25 protein-coding genes are annotated in these 26,795 nt (G+C 69.7%); 17 read left to right on the top strand and 8 right to left on the bottom strand.

Annotated features, from left to right (window positions below; all coding sequences use genetic code 11):
- Positions 1 to 51: 51 nt before the first annotated feature.
- Positions 52 to 651, bottom strand: a complete 600-nt coding sequence (locus KRX52_RS00565) for a cysteine hydrolase family protein (RefSeq protein WP_217679201.1) — start codon at positions 649 to 651, stop codon at positions 52 to 54.
- Positions 652 to 756: 105 nt separating this feature from the next.
- On the opposite strand from KRX52_RS00565, the gene KRX52_RS00560 reads away from it, so the two are divergent.
- Positions 757 to 1,647 carry a LysR family transcriptional regulator gene (locus KRX52_RS00560; protein ID WP_217679200.1) on the top strand — a complete coding sequence of 297 codons (891 nt, stop codon included), beginning with the start codon at positions 757 to 759 and terminating at the stop codon, positions 1,645 to 1,647.
- Positions 1,648 to 1,734: 87 nt separating this feature from the next.
- Positions 1,735 to 2,655, top strand: coding sequence for a 50S ribosomal protein L3 N(5)-glutamine methyltransferase (gene prmB, locus KRX52_RS00555; protein WP_217679199.1), 921 nt, complete (start codon positions 1,735 to 1,737; stop codon positions 2,653 to 2,655).
- 57 nt (positions 2,656 to 2,712) lie between these two features.
- Here prmB and KRX52_RS00550 read toward each other — a convergent pair whose 3' ends face one another.
- Positions 2,713 to 3,681 (bottom strand): alpha/beta hydrolase, encoded by a 969-nt coding sequence (locus KRX52_RS00550; protein WP_217679198.1) that lies wholly within the window; start codon positions 3,679 to 3,681, stop codon positions 2,713 to 2,715.
- 119 nt (positions 3,682 to 3,800) lie between these two features.
- On the opposite strand from KRX52_RS00550, the gene aroC reads away from it, so the two are divergent.
- The 6 genes from aroC (at position 3,801) to speE (ending at position 9,077) form a co-directional block, all read left to right on the top strand.
- Entirely contained in the window at positions 3,801 to 4,892 is a 1,092-nt protein-coding gene (gene aroC, locus KRX52_RS00545; protein WP_217679197.1) for a chorismate synthase, read from the top strand.
- A gap of 55 nt (positions 4,893 to 4,947) precedes the next feature.
- On the top strand, positions 4,948 to 6,102 hold the full coding sequence (locus tag KRX52_RS00540; protein WP_217679196.1) for an MFS transporter: 1,155 nt from the start codon (positions 4,948 to 4,950) through the stop codon (positions 6,100 to 6,102).
- A 38-nt stretch (positions 6,103 to 6,140) separates the two neighbouring features.
- Positions 6,141 to 6,761 (top strand): methylthioribulose 1-phosphate dehydratase, encoded by a 621-nt coding sequence (locus KRX52_RS00535; RefSeq protein ID WP_217679195.1) that lies wholly within the window; start codon positions 6,141 to 6,143, stop codon positions 6,759 to 6,761.
- A gap of 43 nt (positions 6,762 to 6,804) precedes the next feature.
- A complete protein-coding gene (locus KRX52_RS00530) occupies positions 6,805 to 7,350 on the top strand; it encodes a 1,2-dihydroxy-3-keto-5-methylthiopentene dioxygenase (RefSeq protein ID WP_217679193.1) in 546 nt (181 codons plus the stop codon).
- A gap of 2 nt (positions 7,351 to 7,352) precedes the next feature.
- Positions 7,353 to 8,036, top strand: coding sequence for an acireductone synthase (mtnC, locus tag KRX52_RS00525; protein ID WP_217679191.1), 684 nt, complete (start codon positions 7,353 to 7,355; stop codon positions 8,034 to 8,036).
- Between the two features lie 180 nt (positions 8,037 to 8,216).
- Positions 8,217 to 9,077 (top strand): polyamine aminopropyltransferase, encoded by an 861-nt coding sequence (speE, locus tag KRX52_RS00520; protein ID WP_217679189.1) that lies wholly within the window; start codon positions 8,217 to 8,219, stop codon positions 9,075 to 9,077.
- Between the two features lie 155 nt (positions 9,078 to 9,232).
- Here the strand turns inward: speE and KRX52_RS00515 are convergent, their stop codons facing one another.
- The 4 genes from KRX52_RS00515 to KRX52_RS00500 all read right to left on the bottom strand — a co-directional run bounded on the left by KRX52_RS00515 (position 9,233) and on the right by KRX52_RS00500 (position 11,984).
- Positions 9,233 to 9,439, bottom strand: a complete 207-nt coding sequence (locus KRX52_RS00515; protein ID WP_217679187.1) for a DUF1059 domain-containing protein — start codon at positions 9,437 to 9,439, stop codon at positions 9,233 to 9,235.
- 196 nt (positions 9,440 to 9,635) lie between these two features.
- Entirely contained in the window at positions 9,636 to 10,700 is a 1,065-nt protein-coding gene (locus KRX52_RS00510; RefSeq protein WP_217679185.1) for an NAD(P)H-dependent flavin oxidoreductase, read from the bottom strand.
- 38 nt (positions 10,701 to 10,738) lie between these two features.
- Positions 10,739 to 11,221: a GNAT family N-acetyltransferase gene (locus KRX52_RS00505; RefSeq protein WP_217679486.1), complete on the bottom strand. Its 483-nt coding sequence runs from the start codon at positions 11,219 to 11,221 to the stop codon at positions 10,739 to 10,741.
- 145 nt (positions 11,222 to 11,366) lie between these two features.
- Positions 11,367 to 11,984, bottom strand: a complete 618-nt coding sequence (locus KRX52_RS00500; protein WP_217679183.1) for a DUF922 domain-containing protein — start codon at positions 11,982 to 11,984, stop codon at positions 11,367 to 11,369.
- Positions 11,985 to 12,788: 804 nt separating this feature from the next.
- On the opposite strand from KRX52_RS00500, the gene KRX52_RS00495 reads away from it, so the two are divergent.
- The 4 genes from KRX52_RS00495 to KRX52_RS00480 all read left to right on the top strand — a co-directional run bounded on the left by KRX52_RS00495 (position 12,789) and on the right by KRX52_RS00480 (position 16,598).
- A complete protein-coding gene (locus KRX52_RS00495; RefSeq protein WP_217679181.1) occupies positions 12,789 to 13,127 on the top strand; it encodes a ribonuclease E inhibitor RraB in 339 nt (112 codons plus the stop codon).
- Positions 13,128 to 13,400: 273 nt separating this feature from the next.
- Entirely contained in the window at positions 13,401 to 14,840 is a 1,440-nt protein-coding gene (locus KRX52_RS00490; protein WP_217679179.1) for a circularly permuted type 2 ATP-grasp protein, read from the top strand.
- A 13-nt stretch (positions 14,841 to 14,853) separates the two neighbouring features.
- A complete protein-coding gene (locus KRX52_RS00485; RefSeq protein WP_217679177.1) occupies positions 14,854 to 15,798 on the top strand; it encodes an alpha-E domain-containing protein in 945 nt (314 codons plus the stop codon).
- Complete coding sequence (locus tag KRX52_RS00480) at positions 15,795 to 16,598, top strand: transglutaminase family protein (protein WP_217679175.1); 804 nt, start codon at positions 15,795 to 15,797, stop codon at positions 16,596 to 16,598. Before KRX52_RS00485 ends, KRX52_RS00480 begins: the two co-directional genes overlap by 4 nt.
- 26 nt (positions 16,599 to 16,624) lie before the next feature.
- Here the strand turns inward: KRX52_RS00480 and KRX52_RS00475 are convergent, their stop codons facing one another.
- On the bottom strand, positions 16,625 to 19,312 hold the full coding sequence (locus KRX52_RS00475; protein ID WP_217679174.1) for a cation-transporting P-type ATPase: 2,688 nt from the start codon (positions 19,310 to 19,312) through the stop codon (positions 16,625 to 16,627).
- A gap of 374 nt (positions 19,313 to 19,686) precedes the next feature.
- Between KRX52_RS00475 and KRX52_RS00470 the strand changes: the two genes are divergently transcribed.
- The 4 genes from KRX52_RS00470 to KRX52_RS00455 all read left to right on the top strand — a co-directional run bounded on the left by KRX52_RS00470 (position 19,687) and on the right by KRX52_RS00455 (position 24,439).
- Positions 19,687 to 20,604 carry an AAA family ATPase gene (locus KRX52_RS00470; protein WP_217679173.1) on the top strand — a complete coding sequence of 306 codons (918 nt, stop codon included), beginning with the start codon at positions 19,687 to 19,689 and terminating at the stop codon, positions 20,602 to 20,604.
- Positions 20,604 to 21,581 (top strand): DUF58 domain-containing protein, encoded by a 978-nt coding sequence (locus KRX52_RS00465; RefSeq protein ID WP_217679172.1) that lies wholly within the window; start codon positions 20,604 to 20,606, stop codon positions 21,579 to 21,581. The genes KRX52_RS00470 and KRX52_RS00465 overlap by 1 nt, the downstream gene beginning before the upstream one ends.
- Positions 21,578 to 23,551 (top strand): transglutaminase TgpA family protein, encoded by a 1,974-nt coding sequence (locus tag KRX52_RS00460; RefSeq protein WP_217679171.1) that lies wholly within the window; start codon positions 21,578 to 21,580, stop codon positions 23,549 to 23,551. Before KRX52_RS00465 ends, KRX52_RS00460 begins: the two co-directional genes overlap by 4 nt.
- A 120-nt stretch (positions 23,552 to 23,671) precedes the next feature.
- Entirely contained in the window at positions 23,672 to 24,439 is a 768-nt protein-coding gene (locus tag KRX52_RS00455; RefSeq protein WP_217679170.1) for a CHAD domain-containing protein, read from the top strand.
- Positions 24,440 to 24,471: 32 nt separating this feature from the next.
- On the opposite strand, the gene KRX52_RS00450 is transcribed toward KRX52_RS00455, so the two are convergent.
- On the bottom strand, positions 24,472 to 25,278 hold the full coding sequence (locus KRX52_RS00450; RefSeq protein WP_217679169.1) for a TatD family hydrolase: 807 nt from the start codon (positions 25,276 to 25,278) through the stop codon (positions 24,472 to 24,474).
- A 120-nt stretch (positions 25,279 to 25,398) separates the two neighbouring features.
- Here KRX52_RS00450 and KRX52_RS00445 point away from each other — a divergent pair, with 120 nt between their 5' ends.
- Positions 25,399 to 26,781: an MltF family protein gene (locus KRX52_RS00445; RefSeq protein ID WP_437439679.1), complete on the top strand. Its 1,383-nt coding sequence runs from the start codon at positions 25,399 to 25,401 to the stop codon at positions 26,779 to 26,781.
- The last annotated feature ends 14 nt before the right edge of the window (positions 26,782 to 26,795 follow it).

The raw sequence follows: 26,795 nt of genomic DNA, 5'->3' as shown, positions 1-26,795 counted from the left end.
GCGGATGCTGCCTGCCGGTTGCCGGGGCTCTGCGGCGGCGCGTGCGTGGGGTCAGGCGCCGAGGGCGGCGGCGTCCGCCACCACGCAGGCGAACAGGTCGGCCAGGGCGGCCAGCTCGACGCGGTGCAGGGTGGCGGCGTCCACCAGGATGCCGTCGATGCCCGGCAGGTCGCGGGTGGCGCAGGCGGCGGCGACCACCGTGCTGCGATAGCCGAGGTCCTTGGCGGCGCGCACCGTGGCGCTCACGCACATGTGGGTCATGTAGCCGCAGACCACCAGCTGCTCGCGGCCCAGCTCGCGCAGCACGCGATCCAGCTCGCTGTGGGCGAAGGCGTTGGGCAGCGACTTGCGCACCACGGCTTCGCCCGCTTGCGGGGTCAGCTCCGCGAAGATCTCGCCGCGCGGGCCTTCGGGGTCGAACAGGTAGCCGGGCACGCCGATGTGCTGCACGTGCACCACCGGCGCCCCGGCGGCGCGTGCCGCCTCCAGCAGGCGCTGGATCTGCGCGGCGGCGGCCTCGACGCCGGGCAGGCGCAGGTCGCCGTTGCGGTACTCGTTCTGCGCGTCGATGATCAGCAGGGTGGCCTGCTGCAGGTCGGCGGCTGGGTGGCCGCTGCCAGTCAGTTCGAACAGGGTCTTGGCGTCGCTCATGCTGTACTCCGGTAGGGGATGGACGCGACCATTGTGGGCGGGACGGCGGCGGCGCTGAAGACTCAGGCGTGCCGATCAACAATGCATTTTTGCAGGGAGCCGGCGATGGCCTTCGACTGGAACGACATTCCCGTGCTGCTGGCGCTGGAGCAGCACGCGACCCTGGCCGCGGCGGCGCGGGCGCTGGCAGTCAACCCGACCACCGTCGGCCGGCGCCTGCAGGTGGCCGAGCGGGCGCTGCAGGTGCGCCTGTTTCTGCGCGACGCAGGCAGCTACCGGCCGACGGCGGCCGGTCGGGTGCTGTTGCAGCGCGCCGCGGCCCTGCAGGGCGACGTGCAGGGCATGCTGCTGGCCGCCCGCGAGGAGGCGCAGAGCGTGGCCGGCAGCGTGCGCCTGACCTCGGTGGAGTTCCTCCTCGCCCACTGGCTGATTCCGCAGCTGCCCGAGCTGGCCGCGCGCCATCCGCAGCTCGACCTGCAGCTGCTGGGCGACAACCGCGACCTGTCGTTCACCCGCCACGAGTCGGATCTCGCCCTGCGCCTGGCGCGGCCACGCCAGGATGCCGCGCTGGTGATGCGCAAGGTCGGCGAACTGGGCTATGCGGTGTACGGCGCCGAGCGTTTCGCCGCGGCCCGGCCAGACGACTGGCGCCGGCTGCCGTGGCTGGGCTACGCCGAGAGTCTCGGCCAGCTGCCGGAGGCGCGCTGGTTGCAGCAGCAGGACCCGCAGGGTGGCGTGCGCCTGCGGGTGACGGCGGTGACCTCGTTGCAGCGCGCCTGCCAGGCCGGCCTGGGCCTGGCGCTGCTGCCCTGCCTGGTCGGCGAGGTGCCCGGACTGCGCCGGCTGTCCGGCGTCGAGCTGAGCCGCGAGCTGTGGCTGCTGTGCCACCGCGACCTGCGCGAGACCCTGCGTTTTCGCGCGCTGGCCGACTGGCTGGCGGAGCGCGCGGCAGCGGATGCGCCGCGGCTGAGCGGCGTGCCGAGCCGGCCGAGCTGACGATCGCGGGAGGTTGCCGAGTGGCGGCGCGGGTCTTGGCGACGCCCTTCGGCTAGAATGCGCGGCCCATCACCGAGGACCCCAGCCATGAGCGCCAACCACAGCCGTCTGCAAAGCATCCGTGACCTGATCCGCTGGGGTGTCAGCCGCTTCCATGGCGCCGAGCTGTTCTTCGGTCACGGTACCGACAACGCCTGGGACGAGGCGCGCCAGCTGGTGCTCGGCGGCCTGCACCTGCCCTGGGATACCGCGGAAGGCTGGCTCGACTGCCGTCTGGAGGAGGACGAGCTGGAAGCGGTGCGCGCACTGCTGCAGCGGCGCATCGACGAGCGCATTCCGGCGGCCTACCTGCTCGGCGAGGCTTGGTTCTGTGGCCAGCCGTATTGCGTCGACGAGCGCGTGCTGGTGCCGCGCTCGCCGATCGCCGAGCTGATCGACAAGCACTTCGCGCCCTGGCTGAAGGGTACGCCTACGCGCATCCTCGACTTGTGCACCGGCTCCGGCTGCATCGGCATCGCCTGCGCCCATGCCTTCCCGGAGGCCGAGGTGGTGCTCGCCGACCTGTCGTTCGACGCTCTGGAGGTGGCCAACCTCAACATCGAGCGCCACGAGCTGGAGGAGCGTGTCTACACCGTGCAAGGCGACGGCTTCGACGGCCTGCCGGGGCAGCGCTTCGACCTGATCGTCTCCAACCCCCCCTATGTGGATGCCGAGGACTTCGCCGACATGCCGGCCGAGTTCCACCACGAGCCGGCCATGGGCCTGGCCTGCGGCGCCGATGGCCTGGATCTGGTGCGGCGCATGCTCGCCGAGGCGGCCGACCACCTGAGCGCCGACGGCCTGCTGGTGATCGAGGTGGGCAACAGCCAGGTGCACGTCGAGGCCGCCTATCCGGAAGTGGCGTTCACCTGGGTCGAGTTCGAGAACGGCGGTCATGGCGTGTTCGTGCTCAGCGCCGAGCAGTGCCGCCAGCATCAGGCGCTGTTCCGCGCACGCCTGGCGTCTTGAGCGTAGGGTGCGCCATGCGCACCCAATGGCCGCTCTCAATGGTGCGCGTGGCGCACCCTACGGGGCGGGCAGGATGAAGCGCGCCAGGCCGTCCAGCAGCTCCGCCGCCAGCGGCAGCTGCGGGTCGTTGTAGGACGCCAGCGGCGGCGCATCGGCCGGCACGACGCGCAGCACATGGTTCATGCCCTCGACCAGCAGCAGCTGTGCCTCCGGCTTGGCCTGCTGCAACAGCAGCGCCTCCTGCGCGTCGACCTGGAAGTCGCGGGTGCCCTGGACGATCAGCGCCGGGATCGGCACCTGGGCGAAGGCCTCGGCCGGGCGTTGGCGCAGCAGGGTGATCAGGTAGGGCTGCACGCTCGGCCGCAGCAATACCCGCAGCTTCGGCGAAACCTCGGCCACCGTGTGGCCCTGTTCCAGTTCGCGCAGGATCGTTTCGGTTTCTGCCGCCAGCGTCGGCGGCAGGCGTCCCTGCAGCTGCTCGCGCAGCACCGTGCCGAGCGGATGGGCGATGCCGGCGAGGCTGACCAGCGCATCGGCGCCGGAGTCCGCGGCGGCCAGGGTTGCGATCAGTGCGCCCTCGCTGTGGCCGAGCAGGATCAGCTGGGAAAACCGCGGGTCGGCCTTTAGCAGTTGGCCCCAGGCCACCGCATCGGCAACGTAGGCCTCGACGCTCAACTGCTCCTCGCGCGGTGCCACCGCGCGGCTGGCGGCCACGCCGCGCTTGTCGTAGCGCAGGCTGGCGATGCCGCGCTCGGCCAGGCCCAGGGCCAGGCGCCTGAGGCTGTCGTTGTTGCCCCCGGCGGGATTGTTGCCGTCGCGGTCGGTCGGTCCGGAGCCGGCGATGATCAGCACCACCGGCGCCGGCTGCGCCGTTTCGGGCAGCATCAGGCTGCCGTGCAGGAGGCCGCCGGGCACCAGCAGCTCCACCGGCCATTGCAGGATGCTCGGCGGCGCGGCGCGCAGCGGGGCGCAGCACAGCAGCAGCGTCAGCAGCAGGGCGGTCCGTAGCAGGCGCGTGCTGGGCATGGAGGAACTCCGGGCAAGGACGGTGGGACGGGCGGGGGCGCGCAGCCGGCGTTTCCCCAGCGGCGGGGCGCTTGGGTATACTGCCGGCCTTCATTTTTTCCCGCCGCGGAGCATCCTGCATGTCTGGCAATACTTACGGCAAGCTGTTCACCGTCACCACCGCCGGTGAAAGCCATGGTCCGGCGCTGGTCGCCATCGTCGACGGCTGCCCGCCCGGGCTGGACATCTCGCTGGAAGACCTGCAGCGCGACCTCGACCGCCGCAAGCCGGGCACCAGCCGCCACACCACCCAGCGCCAGGAAGCCGACGAGGTGGAAATCCTCTCCGGCGTGTTCGAGGGCAAGACCACCGGCTGCCCGATCGGCCTGCTGATTCGCAACACCGACCAGAAGTCCAAGGACTACTCGGCGATCAAGGACCTGTTCCGCCCGGCCCACGCCGACTACACCTACCACCACAAGTACGGCCTGCGCGACTACCGCGGCGGCGGCCGCAGCTCGGCGCGCGAGACCGCCATGCGCGTCGCCGCCGGGGCCATCGCCAAGAAGTACCTGGCCGGCCTGGGCATCACCGTGCGCGGCTACATGAGCCAGCTCGGCCCGATCGAGATCCCGTTCAAGACCTGGGACTCGGTGGAGGAGAACGCCTTCTTCAGCCCCGATCCGGACAAGGTGGCCGAGCTGGAGGTCTACATGGACCAGCTGCGCCGCGACCAGGATTCGGTCGGCGCCAAGATCACCGTGGTCGCCGAAGGCGTGCCGCCGGGTCTCGGCGAGCCGATCTTCGACCGCCTCGACGCCGAACTGGCCCACGCGCTGATGAGCATCAACGCGGTCAAGGGCGTGGAGATCGGCGCCGGCTTCGCCGCGGTGGCCCAGCGCGGCACCGAGCATCGCGACGAGCTGACCCCGGCGGGCTTCCTGTCCAACCACGCCGGCGGCATCCTCGGCGGCATCTCTTCCGGCCAGCCGATCGTCGCGCACCTAGCGCTCAAGCCGACTTCGAGCATCACCACCCCCGGGCGCTCCATCGACGTCGACGGCAACCCGGTGGAAGTGATCACCAAGGGCCGCCACGACCCCTGCGTCGGCATCCGCGCCACGCCGATCGCCGAGGCGATGATGGCCATCGTGCTGATGGACCACCTGCTGCGCCACCGCGCGCAGAACGCCAACGTGCAGGTGAGCACCCCGGTGCTGCCGCAGCTGTGAGTGCCGGTGCCGGCCGGATGCCTTCTCGGCTAGTCCGGCCGGCGCCCGCTAGATCATGACTTCCGCATTGCCCTACTGGCGCCTGTCCGGCTTCTACTTCAGCTACTTCGCCCTGCTCGGCGCGACGGCGCCGTTCCTCGCCCTGTATTTCCATCACCTGGGCTTCTCCGCCGCGCGCATCGGCGAGCTGGTGGCGATTCCCATGCTGATGCGCTGCGTGGCGCCCAACCTGTGGGGCTGGCTGGGCGACGTCACCGGCCGGCGCCTGCTGATCGTGCGCCTCGGTGCGCTCTGTACCCTGGTCAGCTTCGCCAGCATCTTCTACCGCCAGGACTACGCCTGGCTGGCGCTGGTGATGGCCCTGCATGCGTTCTTCTGGCATGCGGTACTGCCGCAGTTCGAGGTGATCACCCTGGCGCACCTGCGCGAGCAGGCGGCGCGCTACAGCCAGGTCCGCCTGTGGGGCTCGATCGGCTTCATCTGCACCGTGGTCGGCCTCGGCGCGCTGTTCGAGCGGCTGAGCCTGGATGCCTACCCCTGGGCGCTGATCGGCATCATGCTGGCCATCGTCCTCAGCAGCCTGTGGATTCCCAACGCCCAGCCGCAGGTGCACGCCAGCGAGGCTGCGCGCGGCGGCTTCCTGCAGCAGCTGCGGCGTCCCGGCGTGCCGGCGTTCTATTGCGCGGTGGCGCTGATGCTGCTCAGCCACGGTCCGTACTACACCTTCATCACCCTGCACCTGGAAAGCCTCGGCTACAGCCGTACCCAGATCGGCTGGCTGTGGGCGCTCGGCGTGCTGGCGGAAATCCTCCTGTTCCTGGTGATGGCCCGCCTGCTGGCGCGCTTCTCGGTGCGCCAGGTGCTGCTCGCCAGCCTGCTGCTGGCGGCGCTGCGCTGGCTGCTGCTGGGCAACCTGGCCGATCACTGGCCGGTGCTGCTGCTGGCGCAGGTGATGCACGCGGCGACCTTCGGCAGCTTCCACGCCGCGGCCATCCATTTCGTGCGCCACAGCTTCGCCGCCCGCCAGCAAGGGCAGGGGCAGGCGCTGTACGCGGCGCTGTCCGGCTCCGGCGCCGCGGTGGGCGCGCTCTATGCTGGCTACAGCTGGAACAGCCTCGGCCCGGCCTGGACCTTCGCCATCGCCAGCCTGGCGGCGCTGCTCGCCGCGGGCATCGTGGTGTGGCGCCTGCGCGAGCCCGGCGCCACGTGAATACTTTTTTTGCCTCCTGACCCTTCGAGACCGCCCAGATGACCGACAAGCGCGCACTTCTCACCCGGCAGATCATTGAGGCCGGCCGCTTCCTCTACGGCCGCGGCTGGTCGCCGGCCACCAGCAGCAACTACTCGGCGCGCCTGGCTGCCGACCAGGCGCTGCTCACCGTGTCCGGCAGGCACAAGGGCCAGCTGACCGACAGCGACGTGCTGGCTACCGACCTGGCCGGCAACAGCCTGGAGCCGGGCAAGAAGCCCTCGGCCGAGACCCTGCTGCACACCCAGCTGTACGCCTGGCGCGCCGACATCGGCGCGGTGCTGCACACCCACTCGGTCAACGCCACCGTGCTGTCGCGGCTGACGCCCGGCGACTACCTGCTGCTGGAGGACTACGAGCTGCAGAAGGCCTTCAGCGGCGTCACCACCCACGAGGGCCGGGTGGTGGTGCCGATCTTCGCCAACGACCAGGACATCGCCCGCCTGGCCGGCCAGGTGCAGCAGTGGCTGGCGGGGCACGCCGACTGCGCGGGCTACCTGATCCGCGGCCACGGCCTTTACACTTGGGGCGCGCAGATGAGCGATGCCCTGCGCCAGATCGAAGCCTTCGAGTTCCTCTTCGAATGCGAACTGAAGACCCGCCAGGTGCTGGGTCGCTGACCTGACGAGCCGACCGAACCTGCTGGTCACCCAAGGAGTCCCCATGAGCCGCCTGAGCGTCTACCACGAGTCCACCCCGCAAGTGCCGAACAAGGTGCTGACCCACGCCGAGGACATCGCCGCCACCCTGGCCGAGGTCGGCGTGCGTTTCGAACGCTGGCAGGCCAATGCGCCCATCGCCCCCGGCGCCAGCCAGGAGGAGGTGATCGCCGCCTACCGCCACGAAATCGACAAGCTGATGAGCGAGCAGGGCTACGTCACCGTCGACGTGATCAGCCTGGACCGCAGCCATCCGCAGAAGGCCGAGCTGCGCGCCAAGTTCCTCGACGAACACACCCACGGCGAGGACGAGGTGCGCTTCTTCGTCGCCGGCCGCGGCCTGTTCACCCTGCACGTCGGCGATCACGTCTATGCGGTGCTGTGCGAGAAGAACGACCTGATCTCGGTGCCGGCCGGCACGCCGCACTGGTTCGACATGGGCGAGGAGCCGCACTTCGTCGCCATCCGCCTGTTCAACAACCCCGAAGGCTGGGTAGCCCAGTTCACCGGCGACAGCATCGCCAAGAACTTCCCGCCGCTGGAGGACTGACGGTGCCGATCAAAGCCATCCTTACCGACATCGAGGGCACCACCAGCGCGGTCAGCTTCGTCTTCGACGTGCTGTTCCCCTTCGCCGTGCAGCACCTGCCGGACTTCGTGCGCCGCCATGCCGCCGAGCCCGCGGTGGCCGCCCAGCTGGACGCCGTGCGCGCCGAGAGCGGCGAGGCGCAGGCCGATGTCGAGCGGGTCGTCGCCATCCTCCTCGAGTGGATCGCCAGCGATCGCAAGGCCACTCCGCTCAAGGCGTTGCAGGGCATGGTCTGGGAGCAGGGCTACCGGGCCGGCCAGCTCAAGGGCCATGTCTACCCGGATGCGGTGGACGCCCTGCGCCAGTGGCATGCCGCCGGCTACGCGCTGTACGTCTATTCCTCCGGCTCGATCCAGGCGCAGAAGCTGATCTTCGGCTGCTCCGAGGCCGGTGATCTGACTCCGTTGTTCTCCGGCTATTTCGACACCACCAGCGGCGGCAAGCGCGAGGCGGCGTCCTACGCGCGCATCGCCGCCGCTATCGGCCGGCCGGCCGGCGAGATCCTGTTCCTCTCCGATGTGGTGGAGGAACTGGACGCCGCCCGCGCCGCCGGCATGGCCACCGCTGGCCTGGCCCGCGACGGCGGCGAGTTGGCCGGGCATCTGACTGTGGCCAGCTTCGCGGCCATCGAGCCGAGCGCCTGCTGAGCCTGCGGCGGCTGCGGCCGCCTGCCCGCCCGTCGTCGCGGCGGGGGAGCCGGGCGGTGGCAATCTCGCCGTCACCTGGAGGCTGCAGACTGTCACCAGGGCCGATTGCCGCCTACAATTCCAAGTATCCGTGGAGCCGAGACTCCCGTTGATTTTCAATAACTTACAAGGGAAAACGCCATGAGCGATTACCAGGAAACACTCTACGACGGCTACGGTCAGCGCTTTCGCATCGACCAGATGCTGCACGAGGTGCGCACCGAGCATCAGCATCTGGTGATTTTCCAGAACGCCCGCATGGGCCGCGTGATGGCGCTGGACGGCGTGATCCAGACCACCGAGGCCGACGAGTTCATCTATCACGAGATGCTCACCCACGTGCCGATCCTCGCCCACGGCCTGGCCAAGCGCGTGCTGATCATCGGCGGCGGCGACGGCGGCATGCTGCGCGAAGTGGCCAAGCACCGCAGCGTCGAGCACATCACCATGGTCGAGATCGACGGCACCGTGGTCGACATGTGCAAGCAGTACCTGCCCAACCACTCCTGCGGCGCCTTCGACGATCCGCGCCTGAACCTGGTGATCGACGACGGCATGCGTTTCGTCGCCACCACCGAGGAGAAGTTCGACGTCATCATCTCCGACTCCACCGACCCGATCGGTCCGGGCGAGGTGCTGTTCTCGGAGAACTTCTACGAGGCCTGCCGCCGCTGCCTGAACGACGGCGGCATCCTGGTCACCCAGAACGGCACCCCGTTCATGCAGCTGTCCGAAGTGCAGACCACCGCCAAGCGCATGCACGGCCTGTTCGCCGACTGGCATTTCTACCAGGCCGCGGTACCGACCTACATCGGTGGCGCCATGACCTTCGCCTGGGGCAGCACCAACGCCGACTACCGCAAGCTGCCGCTGGAAACCCTGCGCCAGCGCTTCGCCGGCAGCGGCATCGTCACCCGCTACTACAACCCGGAAATCCACCAGGGCGCCTTTGCCCTGCCGCAGTACGTGCTGCAGGCGATCCACAAGCCGAGCAACGACTGAGTTTCTGGATGTGGAAACAGAGAAGAGGCCCCATCGGGCCCCTTCTCTTTTGCGGCCGGGAATGCCGCCGTCGTCTGCGGGCTATGCCTTGACCCTGCCTCGTCTTGCCGAGGGTTCAGGTCCTGATGACGGAGGGCTTCCCGGTGGGTTGATGGTCACGCCACCTTGTCGATCGGTGGCGTACCTTCCTTCATCCCTTGCATGACCTGGTTGCGGAACTCCGGGGTGTCTTCGTAACCATGCACGGTGCGCCCGTGCTCGACGACAGCTTCCAGCAGTTCTTCCCTGGTATCGGCGGCCAGTGCCACTGTGCACTTCACGTCACCCGGATGGTCTCGGCAATCGATGTAGTACCTGGACATGATGGCGCCCTCCAGATCGCTAGGGCCCAACTGGCCTGCCTCCCATCCCGCTACGGCAGGGGGCAGGGCCGCGGAGTCGCCTTCTCCAAGCTTTGTTAACCAAGAGATGGCGCACTCTTTTTTCAGTATAGACCGCTGCGGCGGGTTGCCAGCGCGCGGTGGAACCTTCCGCCGAACGGTCCGTGGACTCCGGCGCTCAGGCGCGGCAGCTCGCCAGTTCCGTCATCAGCACCTGCACCAGTTCGGCCGCCGGCAGCGTCCGGGCCATGGCAGCGCCCTGGCCGGCCCACAGCGAAAGGTACTCGCTGCGCCCCTGGCGGGCGGCGGCCTGGCGGATGTCGCCGGTCAGCGCGTTCTGTACCGGATAGGCCGGCACCTGGTCTTCCGCGGCGGCCAGGTGGCGCATGAAGTCGTTGGCGATGCCGCGCGCGTAGCGTCCGGAGAAGGCGCGGGTCAGCCGCGTGCTGTCATCGCGCGCGGCGAGGATCTGCTCCTTCCACAGCGCGGAGATGCCCGACTCCGGACAGCACAGGAAGGCGGTACCCAGTTGCGCGGCCTGGGCGCCGAGCAGCAGGCTGGCGGCGATGCCGCGGCCGTCCATGATGCCGCCGGCCGCCACCACCGGAATGTTCACCGCCGCGGCTACCTGCGGCAGCAGGGCCATCAGGCCGATGCACGCCTGCTGCGGATCGCCGAGGAAGGTCCCGCGATGGCCGCCGGCCTCGCAGCCCTGGGCGCACACCAGATCGGCGCCGACCGCCTCCCAGGCCTGCGCTTCCGCCACCGTGGTCGCGGTGCCCATCACCAGGCAGCCGGCCTGGCGGAAGCGCGCCAGCGTGGCCGCATCGAGGATGCCGAAGGTGAAGCTGACCACCGGCGGCGCCAGCTCCAGCAGGGTTTCGATCTGCGCGCGGTTGTCCTCGCAGAAGCGCGCCGGACGGCTGCCGGGCGGCAGGCCCAGCTCGGCGCGCAAGGGATCGAGGCGGGCCTGGGCACGGGCGACTTCCTCGTCGCTGGGCGCGGGATCGTCGAGGATGAACAGGTTGACGTTGAACGGCCGGTCGGTGAGGGCGCGCACCCGCGCCACGCCCTCGCGCATCGCCGCCGGCGACAGGGTGGCGGCGGCGAAGGAGCCCAGCGCGCCGGCATTGCTGACCGCGGCGACCAGCTCGGGGGTGGTCGCCCCGCCGGCCATGGGCGCCTGGATCAGGGGATGGCGCAGGCCGAGGAGGGTGGTGAAGGCGTTATCGATCAGGGACATGGGGGCTTCCAGCAGCGAAACGAGCCCCCAGTCTGCCCTCAATGCAGCGGCTTGACCATGTACACCGCCGGCACGCCGTAGGAGGCCAGGTTGCGCTGCTGGGCGCTGTCCAGCGCCGCCTCGGCGGCGTAGCCCAGGCGGCTCCAGAACGCCTGCGAGCCCTGCACCGACACCAGCGCGGAGTAGCGCAGGCGGCCGGTGCGGCCCTGGTCGAGCAGGCGCTGCACCAGTGCCAGGCCGATGCCGCGTCCGCCGGCACGCCGGGCCACGGCCAGGTCGTGTAGGTACAGGCAGTCGGCGTCCGCCGGCTCGGCGAAGGCGCCGTCCAGCGGCGTCACCTTGCCGGCGTGCGAGCGGTAGCCGAACAGGTAGGCGCACACGCCGTGAGCATCCTCGGCCACCCAGGCCAGGTCAGGGAAGGCCAGCAGGCGCTGGCGGATGATGGCGGTGCTTTCCAGCAGCTCGCTGGCGTAGGACTCTTCCTGGATGGCGAGCACGGCCGCAATGTCGTGCTCGCCCAGCAGGCGCAGGTGATAGCTCATGGGGACGTTCGAAGGGATCGCTCGAGGGAATGAGGGCCGAACCGGCAGGGCACCATTATTCCAGATCGGCGCGGGCCAGTGGCCGCCCTCCGACCACCTGCCCATCGGCGGCCGGCCAGGTGGCTCAGTAGTCGTCGTCCAGGCGCGCGCCCTGCAGGCGGCCATGTACCGTGATTTCGTCGTAGGTGCGTTCCTCGTCCTTGAACTGGTTGACGGTCCGCAGGGCGAGCTTGTTGGCCGCCGTGCTCAGGCGCTGGCAATCGGCCATCGGCGGCATGCCCTGCAACTGCCGGTCGACCTCCTGGGCCGCCTTGTGGCCGATCTGGTGGTGGCCCAGTTCGTGCGCATACAGCGCGCTCAGATAGCGCTCGAAGCGTTCGCGCAGGCTGGGGCTGCCGCCTTGGAGCCGGGGCAGCTTGATGGTGCTGTGCACGGCCGTGGCAACCCGGGCGATCCGGCAGGAGCCGCTGGCTTCGGTGATCCAGCTGTAGCGCCAGCTGACCCGCCAGGTGGTGAAGGCGTGGTAGGTCTCCCCGTCGTGGTTGATCGGTGAAGTGTCGTCGAGGAGTCTCGCCAGCGATCCGCGGTGGTCACCCTGGATCAGGTAGTCGGTGTAGGCGAGCGATTCGCTGACCTCGGCGCAGGCCGCGGATGCCAGCAGAGCAAGGGCCAGGAAGGAAGTTGCACGCTGCAGGTGCGCAACTCCCGCCCGCTTTGCAGAAGTGCAATGCAGGTTTCGCATGGAGTCATGTCTCGTGCCGTTGCAGAAGTTGCCGAAGTCCCTGTTGTCGGTAGCAAGATTCCTTCTGCAAGAAACATCACCGGAGCGCGCAGTGCATTGTCTGGCCGGTGGCTTCTTGTGCTTGCAAACTTGAAGCTAGCAGTCGAGTTGATGTTTATTTCTGGCGGGTGTATGACGCGTGGCGATTTGAAATGGCGGGTTAATTTGGAATTATTGACTTGCCATCTTTCGTCGAAAATCTGGCGGCAATGGTTTGTTCGACTGCGGGCCACGGCTCGCCTGGCCCGTCGTCGCCGCGTCTACTGCGGCGCTGCCTGCCGGTGGGGTCCGATGTTCGCGGCGCGGCATTGCTGTCGCCGAACTGCCGGTCTGCTGCCGCTGGCCATCAGGGCAGCGGCTGGTGGCGGAATAACCTGGCAGCCCAAGTGGCTCGCGTTGACTACGAGTTGTCGGGAAATCCTGCGGCAGTGAATACTTGGCAGGTTTATTGGTTTTTGACGCTATTGTTTGGCGGTTATTTGGCGTGCTGTCGGTTTTCCATATTGACCGTTTGTCGGGTTGCCCTGTTTTGCATAAGTTCGTCGTGGCGCGGAGGATGGTTTTGCGGCTCTGCCGATATATAAAACGCACGTCGTCATCCCATTCGCGCGGGGGAGTTCTCGCAGTGAGCCGCGAGTTGATCGGGGGGACGGCTTTCGCGGCGGAGCGGACGGCGGCAGCGCTATACAGCGCCAAGTGTTTGGGGCTAGTCTGAGCGTGCTGGTCAAAATTCGAATGATGGCTGAGAGAAGAGGAGTGCGTGCAATGGCGACGATTTCTCCAAACGATATCAGCACCACCGTTTTGCGCCGGATGAAAGAGGGCGGTTTCGATTTTGCCCGGATTCATCCCATCGAGTTCTATGCCATTTTCCCGGACGAAGAACGGGCACGGCAGGCGGCCAGGAGTTTTCGCGGCGAGTCCTTGAAAGCCGAGGTCAGTCAGCGCGACGGTGCCTGGCATCTGCAAGTCAGCAAGGTGATGTACGCCACCCACGCCGGAATCGACGACTTCGAGCACGACCTGGAGGTCCTGGTCGGTCCGTTGGGCGGGGTGCTGGACGGCTGGGGGGTGACCCAGGAAGTAGGCGAAGCGCGCCCCTGATCCGCTGTTGTTGCTGGCAAACAAGCCCACCGCTCACCCGGTGGGCTTCTTTTTTGTGCAGCCGGCGTGCGCGATGGCCGGCGGATAGCGGCATGGCAGTGCCCGGCTGCCTTGTTTTGAGGCGTGCCGCGCAGCAAGGTGCGGGACTGGTGCACTGTCTTGGCGCGGAAAATGCTGCGGATCGCCGCAATACCTTGATTTACAAGGCGCTACAAAAGTGGCGCGGGCCTTGCAAAGTGTCTGGCAAGAGGCACAGACAGGGAGCCCGCGAGCATGGTTCGCAGCACTTACGATGAAATGTACAACGCCCAGGGCGATTGCCGGGCTCATTATCAAGCCTTTGCCCGCTGGCTGGCGGCAACGCCGGCCGAGCAGCTGGAGCAGCGCCGGCGCGAGGCCGATCTGCTGTTCCACCGCGCGGGGATCACCTTCACCCTGTACGGCGACGAGCAGGGCACCGAGCGGCTGATTCCCTTCGACACCATCCCGCGCAGCATTCCGGCGCGCGAGTGGCAGCAGGTCGAGCAGGGCTGCATCCAGCGCGTGCGCGCGCTGAACATGTTCCTCACCGACCTCTATCACGACCAGCGCATCATCAAGGCCGGCATCATCCCGGCCGAGCAGGTACTGGCCAACGAGGGCTACCAGCTGGCCATGCAGGGCCTCGATCTGCCGCACAACCTCTATGCGCACATCGCCGGCGTCGACCTGGTGCGCGATGGCGACGGCACCTACTACGTGCTGGAAGACAACCTGCGCACCCCCAGCGGGGTTTCCTACATGCTGGAAAACCGCAAGATGATGATGCGCCTGTTCCCCGAGCTGTTTGCCGGCCAGCGCATCGCCCCGGTCAACCACTATCCGAACCTGCTGCTGGATACCCTGAAGAGTTCCAGCCTGGTGGACCAGCCCAGCGTGGTGGTGCTGACCCCCGGTCGCTACAACAGCGCCTACTTCGAGCACGCCTTCCTCGCCCGCGAGATGGGCGTCGAGCTGGTGGAGGGTGCCGATCTGTTCGTGCGCGACGAGCGCGTGTTCATGCGCACCACCGCCGGGCCGAAGCCGGTGGACGTGATCTACCGGCGCATCGACGACGCCTTCCTCGATCCGCTGGCCTTCAATCCCGACTCCATGCTCGGCGTGCCCGGCCTGCTGGCCGCCTACCGCAGTGGCAACGTGGTGCTGGCCAACGCCATCGGCACCGGGGTGGCCGACGACAAGTCGATCTATCCCTACGTGCCGGAAATGATCCGCTTCTACCTGGACGAGGAGCCGATCCTCGCCAATGTGCCGACCTGGCAGTGCCGCAAGCCGGCCGAGCTGTCCCACGTGCTGGCCAACCTCGAGCAGCTGGTGGTCAAGGAAACCCAGGGCTCCGGCGGCTACGGCATGCTGGTCGGCCCGGCCGCCAGCCAGGCCGAGATCGAAACCTTCCGCGCCCGCCTCAAGGCCAATCCGGCGGCCTACATCGCCCAGCCGACCCTCAGCCTGTCGACCTGCCCGACCTTCGTCGACAGCGGCATCGCCCCGCGCCACATCGACCTGCGCCCGTTCGTGCTGTCCGGCCAGCAGGTGCGCCTGGTACCCGGCGGCCTGACCCGCGTGGCCCTGCGCGAGGGCTCGCTGGTGGTGAACTCGTCGCAGGGCGGCGGCACCAAGGACACCTGGGTGGTCGAGGACTCGACCGTCGCCACCGAACCCCGCGAAGCCTGAGCGAGAAGCCGTCATGCTGAGTCGTACTGCTGCCGATCTGTACTGGATGTCGCGCTACCTGGAGCGCGCGGAAAACATGGCGCGGATGCTGGATGTCAGCCATTCGCTGTCGCTGATGCCGCAGGGCGGACGCGGCGATGGCCTGGAAGAGCTGGCCATGCCGCTGCTGATCACCGGCACCCTGGATGCCTACCTGGAGCGCCACGGCGAGCTGGACGCCGAGCGCATCCTGCACTTCTTTGCCCTCGATGCGGACAATCCGGCGAGTCTGTACAGCTGCCTGCGCGCGGCGCGGGTCAACGCCCATGCGGTGCGCGGGCGGATCACCGCCGACATGTGGGAGAACATCAACGCCACCTGGCTGGAGATGCGCAGCATCGCCGCCCAGGCGCCGGCAGACTTCAATGCCAGCGGTTTCTGCGAGTGGGTCAAGGAGCGCTCGCACCTGTTCCGCGGAGCCACCGAAGGCACCATCATGCGTGCCAATGCCTACCACTTCATCCGCCTCGGCACCTTCATCGAGCGTGCTGACAACACCCTGCGCCTGCTCGATGCCCGTCACCAGCTGATGGGCGACGAACTGCCCAGCGACGCCTCGGCGCGCGCCTATTTCCAGTGGAGCGCGCTGCTGCGCGCGCTGACGGCCTACGAGGCGCATGCCGCGCTGTATCGCGGTTCGCCGAAGGTTGCCCAGGTCGCCGAGCTGCTGTTGCTGCGTGGCGACGTGCCGCGTTCGCTGCGCTCGTGCATCGCCGCGCTGAGCCAGATCCTCGCCGAGATCCCCGGCACCAACGGCCGCGCCGCCCAGCGCATGGCCGCCGAACTGGATGCGCGGCTGCGCTTCACCGGCATCGAGGAAGTGCTCGACGAGGGGCTCAAGGCCTGGATCCACGACTACATCCTGCTGGTGCGCCAGCTGGGCAATGCCATCCATAGCGCTTATCTGGAGGCTGTATGAAACTTGCCATCCATCACGACACCACCTATCGCTACGCCGACCGCGTGCGCGCGAGCATCCAGTACCTGCGCCTGACCCCGCAGGACAGCGCGCGCCAGCGCGTGCTGGACTGGCAGCTGGAGCTGCCGCAGGCGGCGCATGCCTTGCGCGACAGTCACGGCAACATCCTCCACGTGCTGACGCTCGACGAGCCGCACCAGGCCGTCGTCATCGGTGCGCACGGTCATGTGGAGATCGACGAGAACTGCGAAAGCGAGTGCGCGTCGGGCTCGCCGCTGCCGTACCTGCGCGGCACCGCGCTGACCGCGGCCGACGCGGCGCTGCGCGAGTTCGCCCGCGCCTGCTGTGGCGAGCAGCGCGATCGCGCGGCATTGGTCGGGCTGATGGAGCAACTGCACCAGCGCATGCCCTTCACGCCGGGCATCACCCAGGTCGAGACCACCGCGGCGGAAGCCTTCGCCCTCGGCCTCGGCGTCTGCCAGGACCACACCCACGTGTTTCTGGCCTGTGCCCGCAGCCTGGGCGTGCCGGCGCGCTACGTGTCCGGCTACCTGTGCCGCGCCGGCAGCAGCACGCTGGCCAGCCACGCTTGGGCCGAGGCGTGGATCGACGGAGCCTGGTACAGCTTCGACGTGACCAACCGCCTGACCCGACCCTCGCGCCACCTCAAGCTGGCGGTCGGCCTCGACTACCTCGACGCCTGCCCGGTGCGCGGGATGCGCCGCGGCGGCCAGGAGCAGATGCACGCGCAGGTGCAGGAAGCGCCGCTGCTGCAGCAGCGGCCCGGCCAGCAGCAGTAGCATCTGCCGCCGGCCCGGGGCCGGTGTCAGCGCCGGGCATGCCGCCGGCGCAGCAGCCATTTCTCCATTTCCACCAGCAGGATGACCGCTACGGCGCAGGCCACCACCAGCGTCCAGCCGCGGGCGTCCAGCGCGGCGGTGCCGAACAGCGCCTGCAGCGGCGGCCAGTGGCTGAACGCCAGCTGCAGCGGCACCACCAGCAGCACCATCGCCCAGACCATCGGGTTGTCGCGCAGGGCGAAGCTGGCCGCACCCAGCAGGCGGCGCGCGCAGAACAGGTAGCCGATCTCGCCGGCCACCAGGGCGTTGACCGCCAGGGTGCGGGCGACCTCCAGCGGCAGGCCGAGCTGCTGGGCGTAGAGGAACAGGCCGAGGCTGGCGCCGGTCAGCAGCAGGCCGACGAACAGCAGGCGCCACAGCAGCTGTCCGGACAGCAGCGGCTCGGCCGGATCGCGCGGCGGCTGCTGCATCAGGTCGCGCTCGCCCGGCTCGAAGGCCAGCGCCAGCGACAGGGTGACGGCAGTGATCATGTTGACCCAGAGGATCTGCAGTGGGGTGATCGGCAGGGTCAGGCCGAGGGCGATGGCGCAGATCAGCACCAGCGCCTCGCCGCAGCTGGTCGGCAGGATGAACAGGATCGACTTGCGCAGGTTGTCGTAGACCGTGCGGCCTTCCTCCACCGCATGAGTGAGGGTGGCGAAGTTGTCGTCGGCCAGCACCATCTGCGCGGCCTCCTTGGCCGCCTCGGTGCCCTTGATGCCCATGGCGATGCCGATGTCGGCGCGCTTGAGCGCCGGGGCATCGTTGACCCCGTCGCCGGTCATCGCCACGCGCTCGCCGCGGGCCTGCAGGCGCTCGACCAGGCGCAGCTTGTGCGCGGGGTTGGTGCGGGCGAACACCGCGGTGTCGGCCAGGCGCGCATCCAGCGCGGTATCGTCCAGCTGGTCCAGCTCGGCACCGGTCAGCGGCTGGCCGCCGTCCAGGCCGAGGCGCCCGGCGATCACCGCGGCGGTGGCGGCATGGTCGCCGGTGATCATCTTCACCGCGATGCCGGCACTGCGGCACTCGGCGATGGCGGCAATGGCTTCCTCGCGCGGCGGATCGAGCATGCCGACCAGACCGAGCAGGATGAAGTCGCCTTCCAGATCGGCGTAATCGAGCTGGGCCTGCGGCGCGCCGAGCGGGCGCATGGCCAGGCCGATCATGCGCAGGCCGTCGGCCGCGCCCTCGTGCAGGCGGGCATGCCAGTAGCGCGGGTCGAGCCGCTCGGCGTTGCCGTCGCGCAACTGGCGATTGCACAGCTCGAGCAGCCGTTCCGGCGCACCGAACAGATAGATAAGGCCATGGCCGGCGTGGTCGTGATGCAGGCTGGCGGTGCAGCGCAGCTCCGGACTGAACGGAATGCTGTCGACCCGCGGCAGGCGGCCCAGCTCATGGCTGCTGTCCAGGCCCAGCTTGCCGGCCAGGGTGAGCAGCGCCGCCTCGGTGGGGTCGCCGCTGATCCGCCAGCCCTCGGCGCCTTGTTGCAGGCTGGCGCTGTTGGCGAGCAGGCCGGCGCGAGCCAGTTCGAGCAGGTCATCGGCCGGCGGCGCTGCCAGCAGGCAGCCAGCGCGGCTCAGGCTGCCGCTGGGCTCGTAACCGACGCCGCCGACCTGGTAGCAGTGCGCCGTGGTGAACACCTGCTGCACGGTCATCTCGTTGCGGGTCAGGGTGCCGGTCTTGTCCGAGCAGATCACCGTGACCGCTCCGAGGCTTTCCACCGCCGGCAGGCGGCGGATGATCGCGCGATGGCGCGCCATGCGCTGCACGCCGAGGGCGAGGACGATGGTCAGCACCGCCGGCAGGCCTTCGGGAATCGCCGCCACCGCCAGGCCGACCGCGGCCATCAGCATCTCGCTGGGCGAGTAGTCGCGCCAGAACACGCCAATCAGGAAGGTCAGCACGGCGAGCAGGAGGATGGCCACGGTGAGCTGCCGGGCGAAGCGCTGCATGTCGGCCAGCAGCGGCGTCTGCAGGCTTTCCACCCGGCCCAGCAGGCCGCTGATGTGGCCCAGCTCGGTGTGCTGGCCGGTAGCCACCACCACGCCGGTGCCGTTGCCGGCACTCACCAGGGTGCCGGAGTAGGCCATGCCGCGGCGGTCGCCGAGGCTGGCGGTGCGGTCGACGGCGGCGCAGTGCTTGTCGGCGGGCAGCGATTCGCCGGTGAGCATGGCCTCGTCGATGCGCAGATCGCGACACTCGAGCAGGCGCAGGTCGGCCGGCACGCGGTCGCCGGCCTCAAGCAGGACGATGTCGCCGGGCACCAGTTGCTCGGCCGGCAGCGAGCCGACCAGGCCATCGCGGCGCACCCGGCTGTCGAGGGTCAGCAGCTTGCGGATCGAGCGCATGGCCTGTTCGGCCTTGCCCTCCTGGATGAAGCCGACCAGCGCGTTGATCGCCACCACGCCGAGGATCACCGCGCAGTCCAGCCACTGGCCGAGCAGCCCCACCAGCAGTGCCGCGCCGAGCAGCACATAGATCAGCAGGTTGTGGAACTGCAGCAGCAGGCGCTGCAGCCAGCCGGGGCCGGCGACTTCCGGCAGGCAGTTGGCGCCGTGCTCGGCCAGGCGCTGGGCCGCTTCGGCGCCGCTCAGTCCGCTGCTGCGGCTGTGCAGCTGTTGCAGACAGCGTTGCCCGTCGCGGGCGTGCCATTCCTGTGGCTGTGCAGCTGACATGCGGCTCCTCCTGGTTGCGCGATGTTCGGGACGGCGAGTCGCCCAGAGGGCCCTCGCCGTCGCTGAGCGGGGTGTCGGGCCGGACCTTAACCCGGAGCGGGTGGCCGGTCCATGCGTCGCGCGGTGGCGCCGGGTGCGGCAGGGCACCGATGGCGCCGCGGCGGGGTGGTGCAGCCCGCGCCTGGCGAGGGCTGCGCAGTGGCAACATCCGGCAATAAAGACGTGGGTTGGCGAGCCGATCGCGCCCCGCCAGCCGCTGGCGGACGCCGACCTGCCGTCAGGAGCGCCAAGGAGGCAGCAATTCGACGGCGCTCTGCTTTGCCCGGCGCCACTGGGCCAGTACGATTGCGCTTTTACGCGAAGGGAGTACGCGCATGCGCACCCAACTGGAAAACTGCCTGGCCGCCGTCAATCAGGTGCTGCTCGGCAAGGACAGGCAGGTGCGCCTGGCCCTGGCCTGTCTGCTGGCGCGCGGCCACCTGCTGCTGGAAGACCTGCCGGGGATGGGCAAGACCACCCTCAGCCACGCCCTGGCCAAGGTGCTCGGCCTCAGTTACCAGCGCATCCAGTTCACCTCCGACCTGCTGCCCGGCGACATCCTCGGCACCTCGGTGTTCAACCGCGATACCGGACAGTTCACCTTCCATCCCGGGCCGATCTTCGCCGAGCTGGTGCTGGCCGACGAGATCAACCGCGCCACGCCGAAGAGCCAGAGCGCGCTGCTCGAGGCGATGGAGGAGGGCCAGGTGACCATTGAGGGCGCCACCCGGCCGCTGCCGCAGCCGTTCTTCGTGATTGCCACGCAGAACCCGTCCAGCCAGGGCGGCACCTTCGCACTGCCGGAGTCGCAGCTCGACCGCTTCCTCATGCGCGTATCGCTGGGCTATCCGGCACGCAACGCCGAGAAGGCCCTGCTGCAGGGCGAGGCGCGCCGCGACCTACTGCCGCGCCTCGAACCGATCCTCGACCATGCCGCGCTGGCGCGCATCCAGGCCGAGGTGCCGGGCATCCATGCCAGCGAGGCGGTGATCGACTACGTGCTGCGCCTGGTCGAGGCTACCCGCAGCCAGCCGGCCTTCGCCCTCGGCCTGTCGCCGCGCGGCAGCCTGGCGCTGCTGGCCGCGGCGCGCGCCTGGGCCATGCTCGCCGGGCGCGACTACGTGATTCCCGAGGACGTGCAGGCGGTGCTGCCGTCGGTGGCCGGCCATCGCCTGCGCGATGCCGCCGACCCGGCCGGGCATGGCGGCGGCATGCTGGTGCAGTGGCTGCTGCGCGAAGTGACGCCGTTCTGATGGCGGCCCGCCTGTTCGCCGCGCGCTGGAGCCGCTGGCTGGAGAAGCGCATCCCGCCGGCCCGCCAGGTGCTGCTCAACCAGCGGCGCATCTTCATCCTGCCGACCCCGCAGGGCCTGCTGTTCGGCGTGGCGCTGCTGCTGATGCTGCTGGCGGCGATCAACTACCAGAACAGCCTGGCCTACGGCCTGACCTTCCTGCTGCTGTCGGTGGGCCTGGTCGCCATCCTGCACACCTACCGCAACCTGGCCGGCCTGCAGCTGACCGCCGGCGAGGCGTCCCCGGTGTTCGCCGGCGAGCAGGCCGGGTTTCGCCTACGGCTGCAGGGCAACGGCCGCGCCCGCCACGACATCGCCCTCGGCTGGCCGCCGGCGCCGCTCGAACGGGTGGATGTCGCCGCCGACGGCAGCGCCGAGCTGGAATTGTTCCTGGCGGCCAAGCGCCGCGGCTGGCTGCGCGCGCCGCGCCTGCGCGTCGAGAGCCGTTTTCCCCTCGGCCTGCTGGTGGCCTGGAGCTGGGTCGATCTGGATCTGGCCGTGCTGGTCTATCCGCGGCCGCTGGCCGGCGCGCTGCCGCCGGCGCCGGGCATCGGCGAGGACGAGGAGCCGGGCGTGGCGGCGCAGCGCAGCGGGGTGGATGACTTCCAGGGCCTGCGCGCCCACCAGAGCGGCGACTCGCGGCGGCGCCTGCACTGGAAGGCCTGGTCGCGCGGCCAGGGCCTGCTGGTCAAGGACTTCGCCGAGCTGCACGGCCACGATCTGTGGCTGGACTTCGACAGCCTCGGCGGCGACCGCGAAGCGCGGCTGTCGCTGCTCTGCCACTGGGTGCTGCAGCTCGCCGGGCGCAACCAGCCGTTCGCCCTGCGCCTGCCCGGCGTGCTGCGCCCGCCGGCCAGCGGCGCCATGCAGCGCGAGGCCTGCCTGCGTGCGCTGGCGCTGTTCGGCGAGCCGGCCAGTCCGGCGGGAGTGCGGCCATGAAGGCCTCGCCGGCGATTCCGCGGATCAGCCTGGTCTGGCTGCTGGTGGCGCAGGCACTGGTGATCTTGCCGCACCTCGGCCATCTGCCGGCGTGGGTCATCGGCCTGTGGCTGGTCTGCGCCACCTGGCGGATCCAGGTGTTCCGCATGCGCACCAGCTATCCGGGCGGTCTGACCAAGGGCTGCATGCTGCTGGCGGCGGCGGTCGGGGTGTACGCCTCGCGCGGCTCGCTGGTTGGCCTGGATGCCGGGGTGGCGCTGCTGATCGCCACCTTCCTGCTCAAGCTGGTGGAGCTGAAGACCCGCCGCGATGCGCTGGTGCTGGTGTTCCTCGGCTTCTTCGTGGTGCTCACCAGCTACCTGTTCGAGGACGGCCTGCCGGCGGCGCTGTACAGCCTGCTGCCGGTGACTGCCCTGCTGGCGGCGCTGATCGGTCTGCAGCAGGGCAGCCTGAGCGAGAAGCCCTGGCCGACCCTGCGCCTGGCCGCCAGCCTGCTGCTGCAGGCGGTGCCGCTGATGCTGGTGCTGTTCGTGCTGTTTCCGCGCCTGGGGCCGCTGTGGTCGGTGCCGCTGCCCGGCGAGGGGGGCAGCCGGGGCCTGGCCGAAAGCATGACGCCGGGGGATATCGCCGAACTCAGCCAGTCCTCCGAACTGGCCTTTCGCGCCAGCTTCGAGGGCGCGGTGCCGGCGCACAGCCAGCTGTACTGGCGGGCGCTGACCTTCGAGCAGTTCGATGGCCGGCGCTGGTCGCAGCTGGCCGAGCCGCCGCGCGCCGAGCCCGCCTGGCAGGCCGAGGGGCCGCCGCTGTCCTACAGCATCGTCATGCAGCCGAGTGGCCAGCCCTGGCTGTTCGCCCTCGATACCGCGCGCACCGAGCTGGAGCAGACCCGGCAGATGGGCGATTTCCGCCTGCAGCGCCAGCGACCGGTGGCGCAGAGCCTGTTGTACCGCGTCACCTCCTGGCCGCAGGCGCGCCGCGAGCCCGAGGCCAGTCCGCGCCTGGGCGTCGCCCTGCAGCTGCCGGTCGACGGCAACCCGCGGGCGCGGCGCTGGGCGGCGCAATTGCGCGCCCGGCATGGCGGGGATCAGCAGGCGCTGGTGAATGCCCTGTTGGCGCACTTCGCCCGCGAGCGCTACTTCTACACCCTCAAGCCGCCGCTGGCCGGCGCCGACACCGTGGACCACTTCCTGTTCGATAGCCGCCGCGGCTTCTGCGCCCACTATGCCGGGGCGATGACCTTCGTGCTGCGCGCCGCCGGGATTCCCGCGCGGGTGGTGGCCGGCTATCAGGGTGGCGAGTTCAATCCGCAGGGCAACTACGTGCTGGTGCACCAGTTCGACGCCCATGCCTGGGTCGAGTACTGGCAGGCGGGGCGCGGCTGGGTCAGCGTCGATCCGACCTTCCAGGTCGCGCCCGAGCGCATCGAGCAGGGCCTCGAGCAGGCCCTGCCGGCGGGCGAGGAGTTCCAGGCTGGTGCGCCGCTGTCGGCATTGCGCTACCGGCACGTCGAGTGGGTCAACGCCCTGCGCTTGTCGTGGGACCGCCTCAACTACACCTGGCAGCGCAAGGTGCTGGGCTACCAGGGCGAGGCGCAGCTGAACCTGCTGCAGGGCTGGTTCGGCACGCTGGACACGACCCGCGTGGCGCTGGTGCTGATTGGCAGCGGCGGGGTGTTGCTTGGCATCCTGGCGGTGCTGCTGCTCAAGCCCTGGCAGCGTGAGCACGACCCGCAACGGCGTCTGTACCGGCGCTTCGAGCGATTGCTGGGCCGCCACGGCCTGCGCCGCGAGGCGGGCGAGGGGCCGCGGGCGTTTGCCGAACGGGCGGCGGCCGCCTTGCCGGGCCAGGCGGGGGAGATCCGCGCCTTCGCCCTGCGCTTCGAGGAGCAGCGCTATGCCGGCACGGCAGCCGATGCGGGCGCCTTGCGGCGCGCGCTGCAACGCTTGCGCCGCCGGCTGGCGCGGCGCTAGTGGCCAGTCATCCTCTGGCGCCCCGGCACACGGACAGCTGCCCTGGCTCAGGATGGCTGCGGCAGTCGCCTGCTATGCTCGCCCTGTTGAGCCCGGCCCATTCCACCGCGAGGAGCTTTCATGGCTGCACTGGCTGACCGGCTGATCGAGCGGTTCATCGTTCTTGAAGTGGCGCTGCTGGCCACCCGGGCCCGCCTGGCGGCGGGAACCGACAGCGAAGCGCTGCATGACCTGCGGATCGTCGTGCGCCGCTTGCGCAGCCTGCTGCGGCCGCTGCGCGGCCTGCCGGGGGTCGAGACCCTGGAGGCGGTCACCGCCGAAGTCGGCCGCCTGAGCAGCCCGCTGCGCGATCTGGAGGTGCTGGCCGACGAGCTGGCGCGCTGCGGTCTGGGCGCGGCCGGCGCCCGGCGCCGGCAGATGCTGGCCGTGGGCTACCCGGCCTTGCTCGCGGAGCCGGCGCTGGCGCGTCTGCAGTTCTGCCTGACCCTGTGGCCCGGACTGCTGCGCGAGGCGGAGCGCGAGGGGCTGCTCAAGGGCGAGCGCAACAAGGTGCACCGCCGCCTGCAGCGTCAGCAGCAGCGCCTGCAGCAGGCGCTGGGCGACCCGGCGCATGATCGCCATCGCCTGCGCTTGCTGGTCAAGCGCGTGCGCTACGCTGCCGAGGTCTGGCCGCAGCAACTGACGCTGGAGCAGCCCGAGTTGCTGAAGGCGGCACAGTCGGCGCTGGGCGACTGGCACGATCGCCTGCAATGGTGCCTGCGCGCCGAGTCCGAGGCGGACCTCAAGCCCTGCCTGGAGCGCTGGCAGCGCGAAATGGCCGCCGCGGAGATCGAGGCCGACGCGGTGCTGCTGCGTCTGCAGCAGACCCTGGCGGGCCACGCCGGCTGAGCCGCCCGCGCCGTCCATCCGGCCGTGCGCTCCTACTCTGGTGTCGGCAGGCCGAAGAACGCCCGCGCGCAGGCGGTGCTGTGCGCGGCCAGGCACTCCGGCGTCTCGCCGCGATGACGGGCGACTTCATTGAGCACCTCGACCAGAAAGGCCGGCTCGTTGTGGCCGTGCTTGGGGCGCGGCCGCAGGGTGCGCGGCAGCAGGTAGGGCGCGTCGCTTTCCAGCATCAGGCGGCCGGCGGGAATCTCGCCCACCAGTTCGTGCAGGTGGCTGCCGCGGCGCTCGTCGCAGATCCAGCCGGTGATGCCGATATGCAGGTCCAGATCGAGATAGCCGTACAGCGCGCGCTTTTCGCCGGTGAAACAGTGCACCACGGCGGCGGGCAGGCGGTCGCGGAATTCGCGCAGGATCGCCAGCAGCCGCTCGCTGGCCTCGCGCTCGTGGAGAAACACCGGGCGGCCCAGTTCGCAGGCCAGCGCCAGCTGCTCCTCCAGCGCCCGCTCCTGCAGCGGCCTGGGCGAGAAGTCGCGGTTGAAGTCCAGGCCGCATTCGCCCACGGCGCGCACCTGGGGCTCAGCCAGCAGGGCGCGCAGCTGGCGGGCGCTGTCGGCGTTCCACGCGCTGGCTTCATGCGGATGCAGACCGGCGGTGGCGAACAGACGGCGGCCTACGGGGTCGAACTGCCGGCACAGCTCCAGCGCCGCCTCGCTGTCCTCCGGCGAAGTGCCGGTGAGTACCAGCTGACACACGCCGGCGTCGTGAGCGCGTTGCAGAAAAGCCTCGCGCTCCTTGGCAAATGAGCCATGGGTCAGATTGACGCCGATGTCGATCAGTTGCATGGTGCTGCACCCGTATTTTGGCCGAATGCCCTGGAAGGGAATTCGATATTGACGAAAAAGAGCTTATTTAACCGCAAACTTGCCGACGCATGCAGTCGTTTCGCCACCGGCGTGGCTGCGCTGCTGCCGTTGTTGCCGCTGCTGCTGGGCCTGCTGGCGAGCTTGCCGCAGAGTGCCAGCGCGCGCCTGGCCGCAGCGCCGGAGGCCTGGGCCCCGAGCGAGAGCACCCGCGATCTGGCTGCCGTGCGCGCCAGCGGACAGCTGCGCGTGCTGGTCAACCAGAGCCGCAACAGCTCCGGCGAGGTGCGCGGCGAGCCCATTGGCGTCGAGTATCGCCGCCTGCGCGCCTTCGAGCAGTACCTCAACCGCAACGCCCGCGACGGTGGCGAGGTGCGTCTGAAGCTGATCCCGCTGCCCAAGGAGCAGCTGTTGCCGGCGCTGCTGCGTGGCGAGGGCGATCTGGTCGCGCCCGGGGAGTTGCTGCCGGTGCGCCGTGGCCTGGCGGTGCGCGCCAGTGCGCCGATTCGCCGGGATGTGCCGCTGGTGGTGGTGTCGCGCCAGGGCAATCGCCGCTACCAGCGTCTCGAGCAGTTGGCCGGCCACAGCCTGGCGCTGCCGGCGGGCAGTGCGGCGCGCACCGCCCTGCAGCGCGTCAATGGCGGGCTGAAGACGCCGATCGTCGCCGACTGGCAGGACCCGACCCTGGCGGTGGAGGACGTCCTGGAGCTGGTGCATGCCGGCATCCTGCCGATGGCCGCGGTCGAGCTGCCGATTGCCGAGCGGTGGGCCAAGGTGCTGCCCAAGCTGCGCATCGATCGCCAGCTGGTGCTGGCGCGCAAGGGGGACATGAGCTGGTACGTGCATCGTGGCGCGCCGAACCTGCGCGCCAGCGTCGACCGTTTCCTGCACGACTATCGCCGGCCGGACGACGAGGATGCGGTGTTTCTGCGCGTCTACCGGCGCCTGTACAAGGTGCACAATCCGCTCGGCCGCCCGGAGCGCCAGCGCCTGGCGCGGGTGGCGCCGACGCTGATGCGCCATGCCCGGGCGCAGTCGCTGGACTGGCTGCTGCTGGCCGCGCTGGCGTTCAAGGAGTCGACCCTCAACCCCAATGCCCGCGGTGCCGGTGGCGCCAGCGGGCTGCTGCAGATCACTCCGGCGGCGGCGCGCAGCGTCGGCGTGGCCAATGCCCGCGCCCTGGAAGGCAACGTGCAGGCCGGGGCCAGGTATCTGGCGATGCTGCGCAAGCGCTACTTCGCCAGCAGCCAGTTCAGCGAGCGCGAGCGCATGGCCTTCGTCCTCGCCGCCTACAACCTGGGACCGCAGCGGGTGCAGGGCCTGCGCGCCGAGGCGCGGCGGCGCGGACTCGATCCCAACCGCTGGTTCTTCCAGGTCGAGCGGGTGGCCGCCGAGCGCCAGGGCATGGGGGTGGTCAGCTACGTCAGCAGCGTCAACAAGTACCACCTGGCCTTTAGTCGCGAGCGTTATCGTCTGGAGCCTTGAGCGCTGTGCTGTTG

The organism is Geopseudomonas aromaticivorans (assembly GCF_019097855.1).
GTDB classification, from domain to species: Bacteria; Pseudomonadota; Gammaproteobacteria; order Pseudomonadales; family Pseudomonadaceae; genus Geopseudomonas; species Geopseudomonas aromaticivorans.
Note: the sequence above shows the minus strand (reverse complement) of the source record. Positions and strands in the feature narration are given on the sequence as shown.

Bases quoted from the DNA above. Each gene is read 5' to 3' on its own strand.
- KRX52_RS00550 (WP_217679198.1), bottom strand. From the start codon at position 3,681: ATGCCCAGCACGCGCCTGCTACGGACCGCCCTGCTGCTGACGCTGCTG.
- prmB (WP_217679199.1), top strand. From the start codon at position 1,735: ATGAGCGCCAACCACAGCCGTCTGCAAAGCATCCGTGACCTGATCCGC.
- KRX52_RS00475 (WP_217679174.1), bottom strand. From the start codon at position 19,312: ATGTCAGCTGCACAGCCACAGGAATGGCACGCCCGCGACGGGCAACGC.
- speE (WP_217679189.1), top strand. From the start codon at position 8,217: ATGAGCGATTACCAGGAAACACTCTACGACGGCTACGGTCAGCGCTTT.
- KRX52_RS00530 (WP_217679193.1), top strand. From the start codon at position 6,805: ATGAGCCGCCTGAGCGTCTACCACGAGTCCACCCCGCAAGTGCCGAAC.
- KRX52_RS00470 (WP_217679173.1), top strand. From the start codon at position 19,687: ATGCGCACCCAACTGGAAAACTGCCTGGCCGCCGTCAATCAGGTGCTG.
- KRX52_RS00460 (WP_217679171.1), top strand. From the start codon at position 21,578: ATGAAGGCCTCGCCGGCGATTCCGCGGATCAGCCTGGTCTGGCTGCTG.
- KRX52_RS00465 (WP_217679172.1), top strand. From the start codon at position 20,604: ATGGCGGCCCGCCTGTTCGCCGCGCGCTGGAGCCGCTGGCTGGAGAAG.
- KRX52_RS00565 (WP_217679201.1), bottom strand. From the start codon at position 651: ATGAGCGACGCCAAGACCCTGTTCGAACTGACTGGCAGCGGCCACCCA.
- KRX52_RS00540 (WP_217679196.1), top strand. From the start codon at position 4,948: ATGACTTCCGCATTGCCCTACTGGCGCCTGTCCGGCTTCTACTTCAGC.
- KRX52_RS00480 (WP_217679175.1), top strand. From the start codon at position 15,795: ATGAAACTTGCCATCCATCACGACACCACCTATCGCTACGCCGACCGC.
- aroC (WP_217679197.1), top strand. From the start codon at position 3,801: ATGTCTGGCAATACTTACGGCAAGCTGTTCACCGTCACCACCGCCGGT.
- KRX52_RS00455 (WP_217679170.1), top strand. From the start codon at position 23,672: ATGGCTGCACTGGCTGACCGGCTGATCGAGCGGTTCATCGTTCTTGAA.
- KRX52_RS00560 (WP_217679200.1), top strand. From the start codon at position 757: ATGGCCTTCGACTGGAACGACATTCCCGTGCTGCTGGCGCTGGAGCAG.
- KRX52_RS00500 (WP_217679183.1), bottom strand. From the start codon at position 11,984: ATGCGAAACCTGCATTGCACTTCTGCAAAGCGGGCGGGAGTTGCGCAC.
- KRX52_RS00450 (WP_217679169.1), bottom strand. From the start codon at position 25,278: ATGCAACTGATCGACATCGGCGTCAATCTGACCCATGGCTCATTTGCC.
- KRX52_RS00535 (WP_217679195.1), top strand. From the start codon at position 6,141: ATGACCGACAAGCGCGCACTTCTCACCCGGCAGATCATTGAGGCCGGC.
- KRX52_RS00485 (WP_217679177.1), top strand. From the start codon at position 14,854: ATGCTGAGTCGTACTGCTGCCGATCTGTACTGGATGTCGCGCTACCTG.
- KRX52_RS00515 (WP_217679187.1), bottom strand. From the start codon at position 9,439: ATGTCCAGGTACTACATCGATTGCCGAGACCATCCGGGTGACGTGAAG.
- KRX52_RS00490 (WP_217679179.1), top strand. From the start codon at position 13,401: ATGGTTCGCAGCACTTACGATGAAATGTACAACGCCCAGGGCGATTGC.
- KRX52_RS00495 (WP_217679181.1), top strand. From the start codon at position 12,789: ATGGCGACGATTTCTCCAAACGATATCAGCACCACCGTTTTGCGCCGG.
- KRX52_RS00510 (WP_217679185.1), bottom strand. From the start codon at position 10,700: ATGTCCCTGATCGATAACGCCTTCACCACCCTCCTCGGCCTGCGCCAT.